This window comes from Cupriavidus sp. MP-37 (genome assembly GCF_020618415.1).
In the GTDB taxonomy this organism is placed as follows: domain Bacteria; phylum Pseudomonadota; class Gammaproteobacteria; order Burkholderiales; family Burkholderiaceae; genus Cupriavidus.
The window spans coordinates 1,103,162-1,118,855 of the sequence record NZ_CP085344.1 but is presented as its reverse complement, the minus strand read 5'-3'; the positions used below and the strand labels follow the sequence as shown (position 1 = coordinate 1,118,855).

Annotated in this window: 17 protein-coding genes; 8 read left to right on the top strand and 9 right to left on the bottom strand. The window is 67.9% G+C overall.

The annotated features are described in order from the left end of the window. Positions 1 to 88: 88 nt before the first annotated feature. On the bottom strand, positions 89 to 700 hold the full coding sequence (locus LIN44_RS05255; protein ID WP_370641617.1) for a ferritin-like domain-containing protein: 612 nt from the start codon (positions 698 to 700) through the stop codon (positions 89 to 91). Between the two features lie 144 nt (positions 701 to 844). Here LIN44_RS05255 and LIN44_RS05250 point away from each other — a divergent pair, with 144 nt between their 5' ends. From LIN44_RS05250 to LIN44_RS05230, 5 genes are all read left to right on the top strand, one after another. Then, positions 845 to 1,441 carry a sigma-70 family RNA polymerase sigma factor gene (locus tag LIN44_RS05250; RefSeq protein WP_227313821.1) on the top strand — a complete coding sequence of 199 codons (597 nt, stop codon included), beginning with the start codon at positions 845 to 847 and terminating at the stop codon, positions 1,439 to 1,441. Further along, entirely contained in the window at positions 1,438 to 2,193 is a 756-nt protein-coding gene (locus tag LIN44_RS05245; RefSeq protein ID WP_227313820.1) for an anti-sigma factor domain-containing protein, read from the top strand. The genes LIN44_RS05250 and LIN44_RS05245 overlap by 4 nt, the downstream gene beginning before the upstream one ends. A 132-nt stretch (positions 2,194 to 2,325) precedes the next feature. Further along, positions 2,326 to 3,744, top strand: a complete 1,419-nt coding sequence (gene argH, locus LIN44_RS05240) for an argininosuccinate lyase (protein WP_227313819.1) — start codon at positions 2,326 to 2,328, stop codon at positions 3,742 to 3,744. Between the two features lie 291 nt (positions 3,745 to 4,035). Next, positions 4,036 to 4,635, top strand: a complete 600-nt coding sequence (locus tag LIN44_RS05235; protein ID WP_227313818.1) for a TRAP transporter small permease subunit — start codon at positions 4,036 to 4,038, stop codon at positions 4,633 to 4,635. Positions 4,636 to 4,647: 12 nt separating this feature from the next. Further along, positions 4,648 to 6,366 carry a TRAP transporter large permease subunit gene (locus tag LIN44_RS05230; RefSeq protein WP_227313817.1) on the top strand — a complete coding sequence of 573 codons (1,719 nt, stop codon included), beginning with the start codon at positions 4,648 to 4,650 and terminating at the stop codon, positions 6,364 to 6,366. A 61-nt stretch (positions 6,367 to 6,427) separates the two neighbouring features. On the opposite strand, the gene LIN44_RS05225 is transcribed toward LIN44_RS05230, so the two are convergent. Next, positions 6,428 to 7,342 carry a LysR substrate-binding domain-containing protein gene (locus LIN44_RS05225; protein ID WP_227313816.1) on the bottom strand — a complete coding sequence of 305 codons (915 nt, stop codon included), beginning with the start codon at positions 7,340 to 7,342 and terminating at the stop codon, positions 6,428 to 6,430. 126 nt (positions 7,343 to 7,468) lie between these two features. Here LIN44_RS05225 and LIN44_RS05220 point away from each other — a divergent pair, with 126 nt between their 5' ends. The 3 genes from LIN44_RS05220 (at position 7,469) to LIN44_RS05210 (ending at position 9,050) form a co-directional block, all read left to right on the top strand. Further along, on the top strand, positions 7,469 to 8,167 hold the full coding sequence (locus tag LIN44_RS05220; protein WP_227313815.1) for a glutathione S-transferase family protein: 699 nt from the start codon (positions 7,469 to 7,471) through the stop codon (positions 8,165 to 8,167). Between the two features lie 243 nt (positions 8,168 to 8,410). Beyond that, a complete protein-coding gene (locus tag LIN44_RS05215) occupies positions 8,411 to 8,647 on the top strand; it encodes a DNA-binding protein (RefSeq protein WP_227313814.1) in 237 nt (78 codons plus the stop codon). Further along, the gene (locus LIN44_RS05210; RefSeq protein ID WP_227313813.1) at positions 8,634 to 9,050 is read left to right on the top strand and encodes a type II toxin-antitoxin system VapC family toxin; all 417 of its coding nucleotides are present in this window, start codon (positions 8,634 to 8,636) and stop codon (positions 9,048 to 9,050) included. Before LIN44_RS05215 ends, LIN44_RS05210 begins: the two co-directional genes overlap by 14 nt. 63 nt (positions 9,051 to 9,113) lie before the next feature. Here the strand turns inward: LIN44_RS05210 and LIN44_RS05205 are convergent, their stop codons facing one another. The 7 genes from LIN44_RS05205 to fdh3B all read right to left on the bottom strand — a co-directional run bounded on the left by LIN44_RS05205 (position 9,114) and on the right by fdh3B (position 15,694). Then, entirely contained in the window at positions 9,114 to 11,384 is a 2,271-nt protein-coding gene (locus LIN44_RS05205; protein WP_227313812.1) for an arginine/lysine/ornithine decarboxylase, read from the bottom strand. Positions 11,385 to 11,531: 147 nt separating this feature from the next. After that, the gene (gene dcd / locus LIN44_RS05200) at positions 11,532 to 12,098 is read right to left on the bottom strand and encodes a dCTP deaminase (RefSeq protein ID WP_018008077.1); all 567 of its coding nucleotides are present in this window, start codon (positions 12,096 to 12,098) and stop codon (positions 11,532 to 11,534) included. A 94-nt stretch (positions 12,099 to 12,192) separates the two neighbouring features. After that, the gene (locus LIN44_RS05195; protein WP_116370449.1) at positions 12,193 to 13,023 is read right to left on the bottom strand and encodes a formate dehydrogenase accessory sulfurtransferase FdhD; all 831 of its coding nucleotides are present in this window, start codon (positions 13,021 to 13,023) and stop codon (positions 12,193 to 12,195) included. 55 nt (positions 13,024 to 13,078) lie between these two features. Continuing rightward, a complete protein-coding gene (locus LIN44_RS05190; protein WP_227313811.1) occupies positions 13,079 to 13,438 on the bottom strand; it encodes a hypothetical protein in 360 nt (119 codons plus the stop codon). A gap of 45 nt (positions 13,439 to 13,483) precedes the next feature. After that, entirely contained in the window at positions 13,484 to 14,704 is a 1,221-nt protein-coding gene (locus LIN44_RS05185) for a formate dehydrogenase subunit gamma (RefSeq protein WP_227313810.1), read from the bottom strand. 49 nt (positions 14,705 to 14,753) lie between these two features. Then, complete coding sequence (locus LIN44_RS05180) at positions 14,754 to 14,990, bottom strand: hypothetical protein (protein WP_227313809.1); 237 nt, start codon at positions 14,988 to 14,990, stop codon at positions 14,754 to 14,756. Then, positions 14,987 to 15,694 carry a formate dehydrogenase FDH3 subunit beta gene (gene fdh3B / locus LIN44_RS05175; protein WP_227313808.1) on the bottom strand — a complete coding sequence of 236 codons (708 nt, stop codon included), beginning with the start codon at positions 15,692 to 15,694 and terminating at the stop codon, positions 14,987 to 14,989. The genes LIN44_RS05180 and fdh3B overlap by 4 nt, the downstream gene beginning before the upstream one ends.

Here is a 15,694-nt window from a genome sequence, read left to right as displayed (position 1 = left end):
TGACCCTCCTGCCCTCACCCCCTGCCCCTCTCCCGCGCGCGGGAGAGGGGAGCAACCCGTCGGCAAGCTTCACCCGATCTCAACCGGTTCACCCCACAAACGCCCCCGGCACCGGATCCTCGCCCAGCGCATGCAATAGCACCGCCCAGTGCATCGCCTCGTCCCCGAGGATGCTGCCGGCGGCGCGCGTCAGCTCGCGGTTGTAGAAATTCGGCAGCACGCCCAGGTAAGCCGACGTGGCGCCCTTCTCCAGCCCGGCGGCAAAGCGCAGCACATCGGCCTGCGTCTTCAGCTTGTCAGTCGGGAACTCATACGCCGACGCCTTCTTCGCCACCACCGGCGTGCCGCCCAGCTTCGACACCGTGCCGGCCAGCACCTGCGCATGGGCCTTGTGGTGGTCCTGGAACTTGACCGCGGTGGCCAGCACCGGCTTTTGCAGCAGCCCGCTTTCGGCGCCGATCTGGTAGGCCGCGATCGCCTGGTATTCCAGCCCCAGCGCGGTATTGAGGATATTGATGTCGTCCTTGGTGCTGCCCGACTGCGTCTGCGCCCACGCCGGCATCGACTCGCCGAGGCTGATGACGGCCAGCGAGCCCAGCGCGAACAGGCCGGGCGCCTTGAGCAGGCCGCGCCGGCGCGCGTCCGGCAGCGTGACGATGGTGTCGGGCTCGCGCGCGGGCTTGTGTGACATGCGGTCCATGGTGTTCTCCTGTGAGGGATGACAACGTGGCGCCCCGGGGATGGGGTGCCTGGCTTGCGCCTGTCGATATCTACGCAGGTGCCGGGCGTTTGGATGCGGCGCTACCTATAATCCGGCAAAGCTTCCCTGCAAGGAGCCGTCCCGGTGCCCTCCCCGCAGCCGTCTTATGCCGCGCCCGCCAGTCCCGACCGGCTGGAGGGACTGTTGCAGGCCGTGGCCGTGGGCGAGCGCCAGGCGCTGCGCGCGCTCTATGACCTCACCGCGACGAAACTGTTTGGGCTTGCGCTGCGTATTACCGGCAGGCGCGATTGGGCGGAGGATGTCGTGCAGGAGAGCTTTGTCAGCATCTGGCACCACGCCGGCGACTACCGGCCGCAGGTGGCCGCGCCGATGACGTGGATGACCGCGATCGTGCGCAACCGCGCGCTGGACTGCCTGCGCCGCGCGGCAGCGGCGCGCGTTGCGCAGACCGCCGAGCTGGACCAAGACCTTGGCGAATGGCTGGCCGATGACGCCGCCGGGCCCGCCGAACTGGCCGAGGCCAGCCAGCAGGCGCGCGCGCTCAACCGCTGCCTGCAGCGGCTGGAGCAGTCCCAGCGCCAGGCCATCATGCTGGCCTACCTGCAGGACCTGAGCCATGCCGAGCTGGCCGAGCGCCTGCGGGCGCCGCTGGGAACGGTCAAGTCGTGGATCCGGCGCGGGCTGGAGCGGCTGCGCAACTGCATGGAGGGCGCGGCATGAAGCTGGCCAGCCATCCCGACCTGCTCGACCGGATCGCCGCCCAGTACGCGCTGGGCGTGCTGCGCGGCGGCGCGCGCCGGCGCCTGGAGCGGCTGGCGCATCAGGAACCGGCGGTGCGCGCGGCGATCCACCGCTGGCAGGCGCGCCTGGCCGGCGTGGCCGAACTGCAGGCGGCGGCGGTGCCGGTCGACAAGGTCTGGTGCGGGATCGAGGAGAGGCTGGGCTGGAAAGCGGCCGAGGATCGCAGCCCGGCCGCCGCGGTCGGCGCCCCTGGCCCCGATGCTGCCGGCAGCTGGTGGCAGCGCCTGTGGTCCGCCCCGGTCTTCTGGCGCGGCGCCGCGGCCGCCCTGGCGCTGGTGGCCGTGCTGGCGATCGGCATCGGCATGCACCTGGCGCAGCAGCGCGAGGCGGCGCCCGCTGAAGTCATCGCCGTGCTCAACGACGACCGCGGGCAACCGGCCATGCTGGTGTCATGGGACGCAGGCCGACGCGAACTGCTGGTGCGCCGCCTGGATCACCTGCGCTTGAGCGACCGGCAGGTATTGCAGCTGTGGGCGCTGCCGCAAGGCGGCACGCCGCGGTCGCTGGGCCTGATCGGCCGGGTGCCGCAAGCGCGGCTGGCGCTGGCGCAGCGGCCACCGGCGGTGCCCGCGCTGGCCGTCAGTATCGAGCCGGCCGGCGGCTCGCCCAATGCCGACGGGCCGAGCGGCCCGGTCGTGTTCAGGGGGCCCGTGATCCACAGCGGACCTTGACGGCTGCGCTGCCGTGGCGGCCGGCACCGCCAGCGCGCCGCCGGGCGATATAATCGCCGTTTCCCAATTTTTCGCGCCCGCCGCCGTCCGCACGCCGGCCGCCTGCCGCGCGAGCCACTGCAGCCGACGTCCATGTCCACCTCCCAACTTGCCAAGAAAGGCGAAGCCTGGTCCGCCCGCTTCTCCGAACCGATGTCCGACCTGGTGAAGCGCTACACCGCCTCGGTGTTCTTCGACAAGCGCCTGGCCCTGTTCGACATCCAGGGCTCGCTGGCCCACGCGGCCATGCTGGCAAAGCAGGGCATCATCGCCGAGGCCGACCGCGCCGAGATCGAGCGCGGCATGGCGCAGATCCGGGGCGAGATCGAGGCCGGCAGCTTTGAATGGAAGCTCGACCTGGAAGACGTCCACCTGAATATCGAGGCGCGCCTGACCGCGCTGGTGGGCGATGCCGGCAAGCGCCTGCACACCGGCCGCTCGCGCAACGACCAGGTTGCCACCGACATCCGCCTGTGGCTGCGCAGCGAGATCGACAACATCATCGTGCTGCTGGGCGCGCTGCGCACCTCGCTGCTGGACCTGGCCGAGCACAACGCCGACACCATCCTGCCGGGCTTCACCCACCTGCAGGTAGCGCAGCCGGTCACCTTCGGCCACCACCTGCTGGCGTACAACGAGATGTTCACGCGCGACGCCGAGCGCATGGCCGACTGCCGCAAGCGCGTCAACCGCCTGCCGCTGGGCGCCGCCGCGCTGGCCGGCACCAGCTACCCGATCGACCGCGAGTTCGTGGCGCAGCAGCTGGGCTTCGACGGCGTCTGCCGCAATTCGCTAGATGCCGTCTCGGACCGCGACTTCGCCATCGAATTCTGCGCCGCCGCGGCGCTGGTGATGACCCACGTTTCGCGCTTCTCGGAAGAGCTGGTGCTGTGGATGAGCCCGCGCGTGGGCTTTATCGACATCGCCGACCGCTTCTGCACCGGCAGCTCGATCATGCCGCAGAAGAAGAACCCGGACGTGCCCGAACTGGCGCGCGGCAAGACCGGCCGCGTCAACGGCCACCTGATCGGCCTGCTGACGCTGATGAAGGGCCAGCCGCTGGCGTACAACAAGGACAACCAGGAAGACAAGGAGCCGCTGTTCGATACGGTCGATACCGTGGTCGACACGCTGCGCATCTTCGCCGACATGGTGCCGGGCATCAGCGTCAAGCCCGAAGCGATGCGCGCCGCCGCGCTGCAGGGCTATGCCACCGCCACCGACCTGGCCGACTACCTGGTCAAGAAGGGCCTGCCCTTCCGCGACGCCCATGAAGCCGTGGCCCACGCCGTGCGCGCCTGCGACGGCCGCCAGTGCGACCTGGCCGACCTGACCGTGGCAGAGCTGCGCGAGGTCTCCGGCCTGGGCAACGAGGCCGCGCTGATCGGCGACGATGTGCATGCGGTGCTGACGCTGGAAGGCTCGGTCGCGGCGCGCAACCATATCGGCGGCACCGCGCCGGACCAGGTGCGCGCGGCCATCGCCGCGGCACGCAAGGCGCTGAACGGCTGACCGCGCCGCAGCGACCACCCCGGCAAGCCGGCAACGGGAGCGCAAGCTCCCGTTTTTCTTTTCTGCCCCTGGCCGCGGCAACTGTTGTGTATTGCATGAAGCGGCCACTGCGGTAGGCCGATATCCGGCACGGGAATATCGAATCCGCGCGGCACGGCGCGCGATTCGCAGACAATTCGTGCGAAATCGCCAAAGAATGTGATGCACTGGGGATTCACCCTAAAGATGCAGGGCCGCCGACGCCGTAGACTAACGCGCCACCCCTGTATCCCCCATCCCTAGGACGATCACATGTCTTCCCTTATGAGGATCTCGCGGCTTATCGACGCCGTGAATGCTTTCATCGGGCAGTGGGCGAAATGGCTGGTCCTGCTGGCCGTGCTGGTCTGCGCAGGCAACGCCATCATTCGCTACACCTTCAGCATCAGTTCCAACGCCTGGCTTGAACTGCAGTGGTATATGTTCGCCGGCGTGTTCCTGCTAGGGGCCCCGTACACGCTGCGCCGCGACGAGCATGTGCGCATCGACGTGATCGCCGGCCGCTTTTCCGAGCGCACCCAGGTCTGGATCGATGTGTTCGGCATCCTGTTCTTCCTGCTGCCGATCTCCGCCATCATCCTCTGGTTGTCGATCCCCTACTTCTGGCTGTCCTACGCCGGCCATGAAATGTCCGGCAATGCCGGCGGCCTGATCCGCTGGCCGGCCAAGTTCCTGATCGTGGCCGGCTTTGCCCTGATGATCCTGCAAGGCCTGTCCGAGCTGATCAAGCGCTTTGCCTACCTGAAGGGGGAACTGCCGTTCTCGGCCTTCCGCAAGCACGCGGTCGATCCGGCGCTGGAAATTGCCGCGATCGCGCAGGCCAACCAGACCGCCCCGTCTGACAAACGATAAGAGGCGCGCACGATGACGCAATTCCTGATTGCGAACATGGCACCGATCATGTTCGCCTCGCTGGTGGTATTCCTGCTGTCGGGCTTCCCGATCGCCTTTGCGCTGGCCGCCAACGGGCTGCTGTTCGCCTTTATCGGCATCGAGCTGGGAATGCTGCCGCCCGAGCTGCTGCAGGCGCTGCCCAGCCGGCTGTTCGGCATCATCGAGAACGATACGCTGCTGGCGATCCCGTTCTTCACCTTCATGGGCCTGATCCTGGAACGCTCGGGCATGGCCGAGGACCTGCTCGACACCATCGGGCAGCTGTTCGGCCCGATCCGCGGCGGCCTGGCCTACGCGGTGATCTTCGTCGGCGCGCTGCTGGCGGCGACCACCGGCGTGGTGGCGGCCTCGGTGATTTCGATGGGGCTGATCTCGCTGCCGCTGATGCTGAAGTACAAGTACGACAAGCGGCTGGCCTCGGGGGTGATCGCGGCGTCGGGCACGCTGGCGCAGATCATCCCGCCGTCGCTGGTGCTGATCGTGCTGGCCGACCAGCTCGGCCGTTCGGTGGGCGACATGTACAAGGGCGCGTTCGTGCCGGGCCTGGTGCTGACCGGGCTCTACATGCTGTACGTGCTGATGGTCACGATCATCAAGCCGGCCGCGGCACCGGCGCTGCCGATCGAGGCGCGCACCTTCCGCGAGCCCAGCGGCAAGAGCGGCGCCGCCTCGGTGCTGGTGCTGACCGCGCTGGCGGTGGCGGTGGGCGTGGCGGTGGACAAGCTCTACAAGCCCGAAGCCCCGCTGGATGAGCGCCTGGTGGTCTCGGTGGGCGCGGCAATCCTGTTCGCCTTCGTGCTGGCCGTGATCAACAAGACGCTGAAGCTCGGCCTGCTGTCGCAGATGGCGGAGAAGGTCACCTTCGTGCTGATCCCGCCGCTGGCGCTGATCTTCCTGGTGCTCGGCACCATCTTCATCGGCGTGGCCACGCCGACCGAAGGCGGCGGCATGGGCGCGCTCGGCGCGCTGATCCTGGCCATGGTGAAGCGCCGCCTCGACCTGGGCCTGACCCGGCAGGCCATGGAAGCCACGCTCAAGCTGTCGGCCTTCGTGATCTTCATCCTGATCGGCGCGCGTGTGTTCTCGCTGACGTTCTACGGCGTCGACGGCCATATCTGGGTCGAACACCTGCTGACCGCGCTGCCGGGCGGCCAGACCGGCTTCCTGGTGGCGGTGAACGTGCTGTTCTTCCTGCTGGCGTTCTTCCTGGACTTCTTCGAGCTGGCCTTTATCCTGGTGCCGCTGGTGGGTCCGGTGGCCGACAAGCTCGGCATCGACCTGATCTGGTTCGGCGTGCTGCTGGCGGTGAACATGCAGACCTCGTTCATGCACCCGCCGTTCGGCTTCTCGCTGTTCTACCTGCGCTCGGTGGCCCCGCGCGAAGTCAAGACCTCCGAAATCTACTGGGGCGCGGTGCCGTTCGTGGTGATCCAGCTGGTGATGGTGGCGCTGATCATCGTCTTCCCCGGCCTGGTCAGCACCGGCACGCAGAAGGCACAGGACCGCAGCATCACGCGCGACCTGAACATCGACCTGGAAGGCAGCAGCCCCAAGCCCGCCACGCCGGGCTTGTCGATTCCGGGCCCGGGTTCGGCGCCGGCCGAGTCCGGCTCGCTCGAGTTGCCGACGCAGCCACCGGCGGAAAGCGAATCGGCCGCGCCGCAGTTCGAGTTCGAGAAGAAGAAATAGGACTGCGCCGGCGGCAGACTCCGGCAATCCTCCCAAGGCCCCGCAGCAATGCGGGGCTTTTTCATTGCGGCAGGGCATGGCCCGCGCTGCCGGGCGCCAGGCATTGCACCAGGAAGTCGACGGTGGCGCGCACCCCGGGCAGCTGCCCGCGCCGCGCCGGCAACAGCAGCGTGGTGGTCACGCTGCCGGCGGTCCAGTGCGGCAGCACCCGCACCAGTTGCCCGGCCGTCAGCGCCGCGCGGCACAGCTCGTGCGGCAGCGGCACGATGCCCAGCCCCGCCATGGCGGCGCCGAGCAGCACGGTCGATTCGTTCACGGTCATGCGGGGCGCCGGGCTGGCTTCCGCGCGCTCGCCCTGGGGTCCCCACAGGCGCCACGTTGCCGCCGCGGCCCCGGTCAGCAGCCCGTCGTGGCCGGACAGCTGCGCGGGCGATGCCGGCGTGCCGCGCCCGGCCAGGTAGTCGGGCGACGCCACCAGCACGATGTCCTCCACGGCAAGCTGGCGTTGCACCAGGCCGGAGTCCGGCAGCGGCGCGAAATGGCTGCGCACCGCGATATCGAAGCCTTCCTGCACCAGGTCGACCATGCGGTCGGACACCTCCAGCTGCACGTGCAGGCGCGGATAGGCACGCGCCAGCGCCGGCAGGTGCGGCGCCAGGTACCGCTGCGCGGTGGGCACCGCGGCCGTGATGCGCACCGTGCCGCTGGGCTCGGCCACGCGCCGCTGCACCGCCTCCTGCGCGGCCTCGGCTTCGATCAGGGCGGCGTGCGCGTGGTCATAGAAGTCGCGGCCGGCATCGGTCAGCGTGAAGCTGCGCGAACTGCGGTAGAGCAGCCGCGCCTGCAGTGCCTGTTCCAGCTCGGCCACGCGCTTGCTGACGGTGGACTTGGGCACTCCCAGGGCCCGCCCCGCGGCAGCAAACCCGCCATGGGTGACGGCGACGACGAAGAAGCGCAGGTCGTTGAGGTTGAGCATGGCGCGCAAAGTCTATATGTGTGGACGATAGGTCGGATTTTTGCGTACTACTCACGCAAAGTCCATGCATCTACAGTTCTGCTGTGCCCGATCGGCGGGCCCTAACCAAATCCAGGAGAACCATTCATGCCTACCCCCACCCTCTTCTACGGCGTTCCCTCCGGCTGCTCGTTCGGCTCCATCGTCGCGCTGGAATGGCTTGGCCAGCCCTATCGCCTGAGCCGCATCGACATGCCGGAAGTCGTGACCAGCGCTGCTTACCGCCAGATCAACCCGATCGGCGAAACGCCGACGCTGATGGACGCGCAGGGCAATTTCCTCAGCGAAAGCCTGGCGATCCTGAACCACCTCGGCGCGCGCGGCATCGAGCAGGGTCTCGGCTTTGCCCAGGGTACGCGCGACTTCGACCGGCTCAACCAGATGCTGGCCTACCTCAACACCAGCTTTTTCGGTGCCTTCGCCCCGCTCTGGTATGCGCTCGAGCATGGCGCACAGGGTGCCGAGCTGGAGGCGTTGACCCGCTATGGCGCGGCCGAAGTGCGCAACGTGCATGCCGAACTGGAAGCCATGCTGGGTGACAAGCCCTGGCTGCTGGGCGAACAGCGCACGCTGGCGGATGCGTACTTCATCGGTATCGCCCGCTGGACCCGCTACCACCAGGTACTGGACCGCAACGACTACCCCGGCCTGCAGCGGCTGTTCGACAAGCTCGAAGACGATCCGGCGGTGCGCTTCGCGCACGCGATCGAGCGGCAGGCGCCGGCGCAAAGCCAGGGCGGGTTCCAGGGGCACGTGACGCTGGAGGAGGTGCTGGCGCAGCGCTGACGCCCCAGGCACCGGCGCCGCCGCGAGGCAACCCGCGCAATTGCGAATCGGCTCATCGACCAGCGGGCCGGCTCGGCCCAGACTGGCTCCTGCATTCAGCCCATGACTCAGGAGAACACCATGCCAAGCACCAAATGCGCGGGGCGCGCCGCCGGGACCCCGGTCTACTGCCTGCCATCGATACGTGACCGCCGTAATGATAACAATGCTATCATCGCTCCATCCAACGGTGAGGAGTTCAAGATGGCAACCCTACTGGTTCGTGGCATCGATGAAGCGCTGGTCCAGCGCCTGCGCGAGCAGGCCGCCGCCAACGGCCGCAGCGCCGAGGCCGAACACCGCGCCATCCTGGCGCAGGCGCTGGGCGGCACCGCCCGGCGCAGCTTTGCCGAGGTGCTGTCCAGCATGCCGGAGGTCGGTCAGGACGCCGACTTCGCGCGCATCCAGGATACGGGCGAGGCGCCGCGTGTATTTGATTGACACCAACGTCATCAGCGAGACCCGCAAGCGCGAGCGCGCCAACCCCGGCGTGCGGGCCTTCTTCCGGGAGGCGGCGCGCGAGGGGGCCGCGCTCTACCTGTCGGCGCTGACCGTGGGCGAACTCCAGCGCGGCGTGGCCCTGATCCGCCAGCGCGGCGACGCGGTGCAGGCGGCGCTGCTGGAGCGCTGGCTGGCCAATGTGCTGGAGGACTTCGGCCGGCAGGTGCTGCCGGTCGATGCCGAGGTCGCGCAGGTCTGGGGCCAGTTGCGCGCGGCGCGGCCCGAGCACGCGCTGGACAAGTTCATCGCCGCCACCGCGCTGATCCACCGCCTCACCATCGTCACGCGCAATGTCGCGGACTTCCGCGGCACCGGCACGATGGTGCTGAATCCGTTCAGCTAGGGCAAAAAGAAAGGGCCCCGCCGTGGCGGGGCCCTGCTGCAGCGGCGGGAGGCCGGCTGGCGCTCAGGCGCCTTGCTTCACGCAGTCGACGAAGTACGCCTTCTTGCCGTCGACCTCGTCCTCGACCAGGCCGTGGATGTCGGTCTCGAAGCCCGGGAACAGCTTGTTGAACTCGCGCGCGAACTTCAGGTATTGCACGATGGTGCGGTTGAAGCGCTCGCCCGGGATCAGCAGCGGAATGCCCGGCGGGTACGGCGTCAGCAGGATCGCGGTGACACGGCCCTCCAGGTCGTCGACCGGCACGCGCTCGATCTCGCGGTGGGCCATCATGGCCCACGCGTCCGACGGCTTCATCGCCGGTTCCATGTCCGACAGGTACATCTCCGTGGTTACGCGCGCGACGTCGTTGGCCTTGTACACGCTGTGGATGGCATCGCACAGGTCACGCAGGCCCATGCGCTCGTACTGCGGATACTTGCCGACGAATTCCGGCAGCACGCGCCACAGCGGCTGGTTCTGGTCGTAGTCGTCCTTGAACTGCTGCAGCTCGGTCACCAGCGAGTTCCAGCGGCCCTTGGTGATGCCGATGGTGAACATGATGAAGAACGAGTACAGCCCGGTCTTCTCGATGATGATGCCGTGTTCGGCCAGGTATTTGGTGACGATCGCCGCCGGGATGCCGCGCTCGCTGAACTCGCCGTCGACGTCAAGGCCCGGGGTGATGATGGTGGCCTTGATCGGGTCGAGCAGGTTGAAGCCGTCGGCGAGGTCGCCAAAGCCGTGCCAGCGCTCGTTGGCCTTCAGCATCCATTCCTCGCGGTCGCCGATGCCGTCTTCGATCAGCGCGTCCGGGCCCCACACCTTGAACCACCAGTCGCCGTTGTTGCCGGCATCGTAGTCGCCCTCGACCTTGCGCATGGCGCGGCGGAAGTCCATCGCCTCCTGGATGCTCTCTTCCACCAGCGCGGTGCCGCCCGGCGCTTCCATCATCGCCGCGGCCACGTCGCACGAGGCGATGATCGAGTACTGCGGGCTGGTCGAGGTGTGCATCAGGTACGCTTCGTTGAAGCGGTAGCGGTCCAGCTTGCGCGTCTCGGAATCCTGCACCAGGATCTGCGACGCCTGCGACAGGCCCGCCAGCAGCTTGTGCGTGGACTGCGTGGCAAACACCAGCGCGTCCTTGCTGCGCGGGCGGTCCTTGCCGATCGCGTGCATGTTGCGATAGAAGTCGTGGAACGCCGCGTGCGGCAGCCAGGCCTCATCGAAGTGCAGCGTGTCGATCTCCGCGGCCAGCATTTCCTTGATCTGCTCGGCGTTGTACAGCACGCCGTCGTAGGTGCCCTGGGTGATGGTCAGGATGCGCGGCTTCTGGTTCTTCGCCTTGCTGGCGAACGGATGGTTGGCGATCTTCTTCTTGATGGTCTGCGGATCGAACTCGCTCTTCGGGATCGGGCCGATGATGCCGTAGTGGTTGCGCGTCGGCATCAGGAACACCGGGATCGCCCCCGTCATCATGATCGCGTGCAGGATCGACTTGTGGCAGTTGCGGTCCACCACCACGATGTCGCCCGGCGCCACGTTGGCATGCCACACCATCTTGTTCGAGGTGGAGGTGCCGTTGGTGACGAAATACATGTGGTCGGAGTTGAAGATGCGCGCGGCATTGCGCTCCGACGCCGCCACCGGGCCGGTGTGGTCGAGCAGCTGGCCCAGTTCGTCGACGGCGTTGCAGACGTCGGCGCGCAGCATGTTCTCGCCGAAGAACTGGTGGAACACCTGGCCCACCGGGCTCTTCAGGAACGCGACGCCGCCCGAGTGCCCCGGGCAGTGCCACGAATACGAGCTGTCCTGCGCGTAGTCGATCAGCGCCTTGAAGAACGGCGGCGCCAGCGTGTCCAGGTAGACCTTGGCTTCGCGGATGATATGGCGCGCCACGAACTCGGGCGTGTCCTCGAACATGTGGATGAAGCCGTGCAGCTCGCGCAGGATATCGTTGGGGATATGGCGCGAGGTGCGGGTCTCGCCGTACAGGAAGATCGGCAGGTCGGAGTTGCGGCGGCGCACTTCGGTGACGAAGGCGCGCAGCTTCTCGATCGCGGCGGCCTCGAGCTCCTCGCTGTCGCTGGCGAACTCGTCGTCGTCGATCGACACGATGAAGGTCGATGCCCGGCTGGCCTGCTGGGCGAACGAGGTCAGGTCGCCGTAGCTGGTCAGCCCCATGACTTCCATGCCCTCTTTCTCGATCGCCTCGGCCAGCGCGCGGATGCCGGAGCCGGAGATGTTCTCGGAGCGGAAGTCTTCGTCAATGATGATGACGGGGAAGCGGAATTTCATCGGGCATCCTTGATGGAAAGCAGGACATAAAGGACTTGAGCCACATGGCCCGCAGGGGTTCCCTGCGACGGCGGCATGTGGCTCTCACGTCAGGTTTGGCGGCCCTGGCAGGCGCGCCGTGCCGGCAGACGCCGGATTGTAATGCGCTCAGGTCTTCGGCAGTGTGACACCGTGCTGGCCCTGGTACTTGCCGCCCCGGTCGGCGTACGAGGTCTCGCAGATCTCGTCGCTCTCGAAGAACAAGACCTGGGCGCAACCCTCGCCGGCGTAGATCTTGGCCGGCAGCGGCGTGGTGTTCGAGAACTCCAGCGTCACATAGCCTTCCCATTCCGGCTCGAACGGCGTCACGTTGACGATGATGCCGCAGCGGGCGTAGGTGCTCTTGCCCAGGCAGATGGTCAGCACGCTGCGCGGGATGCGGAAGTATTCCATCGTGCGCGCCAGCGCGAACGAGTTGGGCGGGATGATGCAGACCTCGCCCTTGAAGTCGACGAAGGACTTCTCGTCGAAGTTCTTCGGGTCGACGATGGTGCTGTTGATATTGGTGAAGATCTTGAATTCGTCGGCGCAGCGGATGTCGTAGCCGTAGCTCGAGGTGCCGTACGACACGATCTTGCGCCCGTCGGCCTCCCGGACCTGGCCTGGCTCGAACGGCTCGATCATGCCGTGCTGCTCCGCCATGCGGCGGATCCATTTGTCGGATTTGATGCTCATAAGGTTGGGAGGATAGACGGCTCGGAGTGCGCCGCATTGTACAACCATTCGGCGCACGTCCTTCAAGCCTGGGAGGCTGGCGAGCGAGTGACCGCTACGCCACGACGTCTTCGGGCTGGCGGTGGCGGAAGCGCTCCCGCCCCGTATAGAGCAGGAAGTGCTTGCCGGTGCAGCGCGCGAACAGCGTCAGGTTGACGCGCCGGGCCATCTGGTAGCCCATCTGCGTCACGCCCGAGCGCGACAGCAGGAACGGGATGCCCATCTGCGCGCCCTTGATCACCATTTCGGAAGTCAGGCGTCCGGTGGTGTAGAAGATCTTGTCGCCACCGCTCATGCCTTCCAGCCACATGCGCCCGGCAATGGCATCGACCGCATTGTGGCGGCCGACGTCCTCGACGAACATCAGCAGCTCGGTGCCCTGGAACAGCGCGCAGCCATGCACCGAGCCGGCCTGCTTGTACACCGATTGCTGCAGCCGGATGGTGTCGATGATGCCGTACAGGGTGTCCTGGTCCAGCATGGCGCCGACCGGCAGCCGGATGCTGTCGACCTCGTCCAGCAGCGAGCCGAACACGGTGCCCTGGCCGCAGCCCGTGGTCACCACGCGGCGCGCGGTGCGTTCCTCGATGCGGTCGACGCCGGTGCGGGTGGTCACCGCGGCGGACTCGGTTTCCCAGTCGACCTGCACCGCGGCAATGTCCTCGATCGATTCCACCAGGCGCTGGTTGCGCAGGTAGCCCAGCACCAGGTGCTCGGGCGCGCCGCCCAGCGTCATCAGCGTGACCAGCTCGCGCTTGTCGAGATAGACCGTCAGCGGCCGCTCGCCCGGCAGGTAGGCCGCGCGCACGCGTCCTTGCTCGTCGACGACTTCAACCTCTTCGATCAGGGGAACGGCTGCCTGGGTAAGCTCGGGACGCAAGGTCATGACGAGGGACTCGGGGCTGCGGGTGAAGCCCCGAGCGGCATGCGCGGGGCGGGAGTTACGGCGCCTTTGCCGGCGATTGTACCGCGCCTGCCGCGGGGGCACCGGCGGTGCTGGCGATGGCGGGGGCCGGGGCCACGAACGGTCCCGGATCGGCGCAGGCGGCGGTCTGCACCGGCTCGCGCGCCTGCTGCCCGTGCGTCTTGCGGTCGGCCAGGTAGCGCCCGGCGATCTTGTCCTGGGCGCGGCACAGCTGGTAGGCCGCGACCTTGTCGGACCAGGCGGTGCGCGCCCTGGTCTCGGCGGCCTTGGCCTGCTGGGCCTCGGTCGGCGCGGGCAGCTTGGCCAGCGCAGCCGGGGCGAAGGCCGTGCAGGCGGCCCCGGCGGCTACGGCGATCAGTGTCAGGATACGTGTCATCGTCGTGGATTCCTGCTGTGTCGTGGGGCCCGCTCGTGGCGCGCTTCAGGCTTCGCCGGGACTCTGCCGTGCCGGCCGGGCCGCGGCGGCATCCGGGCTGGCCGAACGCTGCGCCGGGATCTTGCCGGACTTGATGTCGTCGTACCAGAGCTCGTGGTGCTCCTTGGCCCAGGCCTCGTCGACCCAGCCATCGCGCATGGCGCGGTAGGCGCCTTCCATGCCGATGGTGCCCATATAGATATGGCCGCACGCCATCGCAATCATCAGCACCGCCGAGATGCCGTGGATCACGTTGGCGATCTGCATGGTGGCGCGGTAGTAGTCCATGCCGGGCACGATCATGTCGAGCACCCAGCCCGACGCCGACAGCACCAGCCCGAACACGAACACACCCACCCAGAACCACATTTTCTCGCCGGCGTTGAAGCGCCCGCTCGGCACATGCTTGCCCGAGGCCAGCCCACCCAGGCTGGTGACCCAGCGGAGGTCGTCGCGGCTGGGCAGGTTGTCGCGCAGGAACACCACGAAGGCGACGATCACCGACAGCGTAAAGATCGGCCCCACCACGTTGTGCAGGTTCTTCAGGATGTAGCTGAGCCAGCCGAACAGCATATGGCCCATCAGCGGCAGCAGGAAATGCTTGCCCAGCAGCATCACGATGCCCGACACCGCCAGCACCACGAAGGAAATCGCCATGGTCCAGTGCACGATGCGCTCGAGCGGGGTAAAGCGCTCGATCATGCGGCCGGTTTTCGGCGTGCGCAGCGGGATGGTGCCGCGCCACAGGAAGAAGCCGAGGATCGCCACCGGCACGATCAGCAGCAGCCAGCCGCCCCAGACCGTGATGACGCCGTTGCGGAACAGCCGCCACGACTGGCCGGTGCGCTGGATCAGCACCCCGGCTTCCTTGTCGGGCAGGCTGCTGTAGTGGCGCTGGTCGGAATTGACCTCGCGCCACATCGGCGCATTGTTGCCCGGCTGCGTGACGCTGCGCTGCTGCTGCGACCTGGCCTCGGCGGCGATGTCGCGCGGCGGGATGTTGAAGATGTTCTCGGAAGCAATGCCGGCCAGCGGCTGCGCCGGATGCGTGGCCGGGTTATTGGCGTCGGCATTGGCCGATGCTGTCGCCGGTCCGGTCGACGGCCCGGGCGCGGGTGCCGGAGCCTGCGCGGCGGCATTGCCGGCCACAGCCGCCAGGGCGAGCGCGCCGGCGGCCAGCCAGCCACGCCAGCCTCCGGCGCGGCATCGATTGTGCGACGGCGTCATAGCCCCTCCTTCAGTTCCCGGCTGGCGGGAAGTCCACACGGCGGCGCGCTCATTGCACCCGGTTGTACTCGTTCTGCAACTGGGTGCGCTGGCGGATCTGGTTGTTCCAGCTGGTCCGGTCGCCGGCGGTCCAGCCCTTGGCCACGAACGGATCGTCCGGGGCCCCCTGGAACGCCTGGGCGTCGGCCTTGCGGTGCGACGGGCCGATGGTCTGCGGCTTCTCGCCGCACGCTGCCAGCAGCACGCCGCACAGCGACACCAGTGCAACGACGCGGATGCGGTTCATGACGCTTTTCCTCCTGCGGGTGCCGTGGCTGCCGGCGCGGCCGGCGCGGCGGGCGCGGCCGGTGCCGGCGCGGGCTGCTGCGCCGGTGCCCCGGGCTTGGCGCCGGCCTGGGCCTGGGCATTGCCGTAGGCCGTGCCCCAGCCGAACACGTCGCCGCCGGTGCCGCGCTTGATCACGCGGTTGCGCAGGATGTCGGCAATCACGTCGCCGTCGCCGCCCAGCAGCGCCTTGGTCGAGCACATCTCGGCGCACAGCGGCAGCTTGCCTTCGGCGAGCCGGTTGCGGCCGTACTTCTCGAACTCGGCTTCCGAGCCGTTCTTCTCCGGACCGCCGGCGCAGAAGGTGCACTTGTCCATCTTGCCGCGCACGCCGAAGGTGCCGGTCGACGGAAACTGCGGCGCGCCGAACGGACAGGCATAGGAGCAGTAGCCGCAGCCGATGCAGACGTCCTTGTCGTGCAGCACCACGCCGTCCTCGGTGCGGTAGAAGCAGTCGACCGGGCAGACCGCCATGCAGGGGGCGTCCGAGCAGTGCATGCAGGCCACCGAGATCGATTTCTCGGCGCCGACCATGCCGTCGTTGACCGTGACCACGCGGCGCCGGTTGACGCCCCAGGGCACCTCGTGCTCGTTCTTGCAGGCAGTGACGCAGCTGTTGCACTCGATGCAGCGCTCGGCGTCACAGATAAATTTCATGCGTGCCAT

Coding starts and splice junctions, on each gene's coding strand:
- dcd (WP_018008077.1), bottom strand. CDS start 12,098: ATGAGCATCAAATCCGACAAATGGATCCGCCGCATGGCGGAGCAGCAC.
- LIN44_RS05230 (WP_227313817.1), top strand. CDS start 4,648: ATGACGCAATTCCTGATTGCGAACATGGCACCGATCATGTTCGCCTCG.
- LIN44_RS05180 (WP_227313809.1), bottom strand. CDS start 14,990: ATGAACCGCATCCGCGTCGTTGCACTGGTGTCGCTGTGCGGCGTGCTG.
- LIN44_RS05225 (WP_227313816.1), bottom strand. CDS start 7,342: ATGCTCAACCTCAACGACCTGCGCTTCTTCGTCGTCGCCGTCACCCAT.
- LIN44_RS05245 (WP_227313820.1), top strand. CDS start 1,438: ATGAAGCTGGCCAGCCATCCCGACCTGCTCGACCGGATCGCCGCCCAG.
- LIN44_RS05190 (WP_227313811.1), bottom strand. CDS start 13,438: ATGACACGTATCCTGACACTGATCGCCGTAGCCGCCGGGGCCGCCTGC.
- LIN44_RS05235 (WP_227313818.1), top strand. CDS start 4,036: ATGTCTTCCCTTATGAGGATCTCGCGGCTTATCGACGCCGTGAATGCT.
- LIN44_RS05205 (WP_227313812.1), bottom strand. CDS start 11,384: ATGAAATTCCGCTTCCCCGTCATCATCATTGACGAAGACTTCCGCTCC.
- LIN44_RS05195 (WP_116370449.1), bottom strand. CDS start 13,023: ATGACCTTGCGTCCCGAGCTTACCCAGGCAGCCGTTCCCCTGATCGAA.
- argH (WP_227313819.1), top strand. CDS start 2,326: ATGTCCACCTCCCAACTTGCCAAGAAAGGCGAAGCCTGGTCCGCCCGC.
- LIN44_RS05255 (WP_370641617.1), bottom strand. CDS start 700: ATGGACCGCATGTCACACAAGCCCGCGCGCGAGCCCGACACCATCGTC.
- LIN44_RS05220 (WP_227313815.1), top strand. CDS start 7,469: ATGCCTACCCCCACCCTCTTCTACGGCGTTCCCTCCGGCTGCTCGTTC.
- LIN44_RS05185 (WP_227313810.1), bottom strand. CDS start 14,704: ATGACGCCGTCGCACAATCGATGCCGCGCCGGAGGCTGGCGTGGCTGG.
- fdh3B (WP_227313808.1), bottom strand. CDS start 15,694: ATGGCACGCATGAAATTTATCTGTGACGCCGAGCGCTGCATCGAGTGC.
- LIN44_RS05215 (WP_227313814.1), top strand. CDS start 8,411: ATGGCAACCCTACTGGTTCGTGGCATCGATGAAGCGCTGGTCCAGCGC.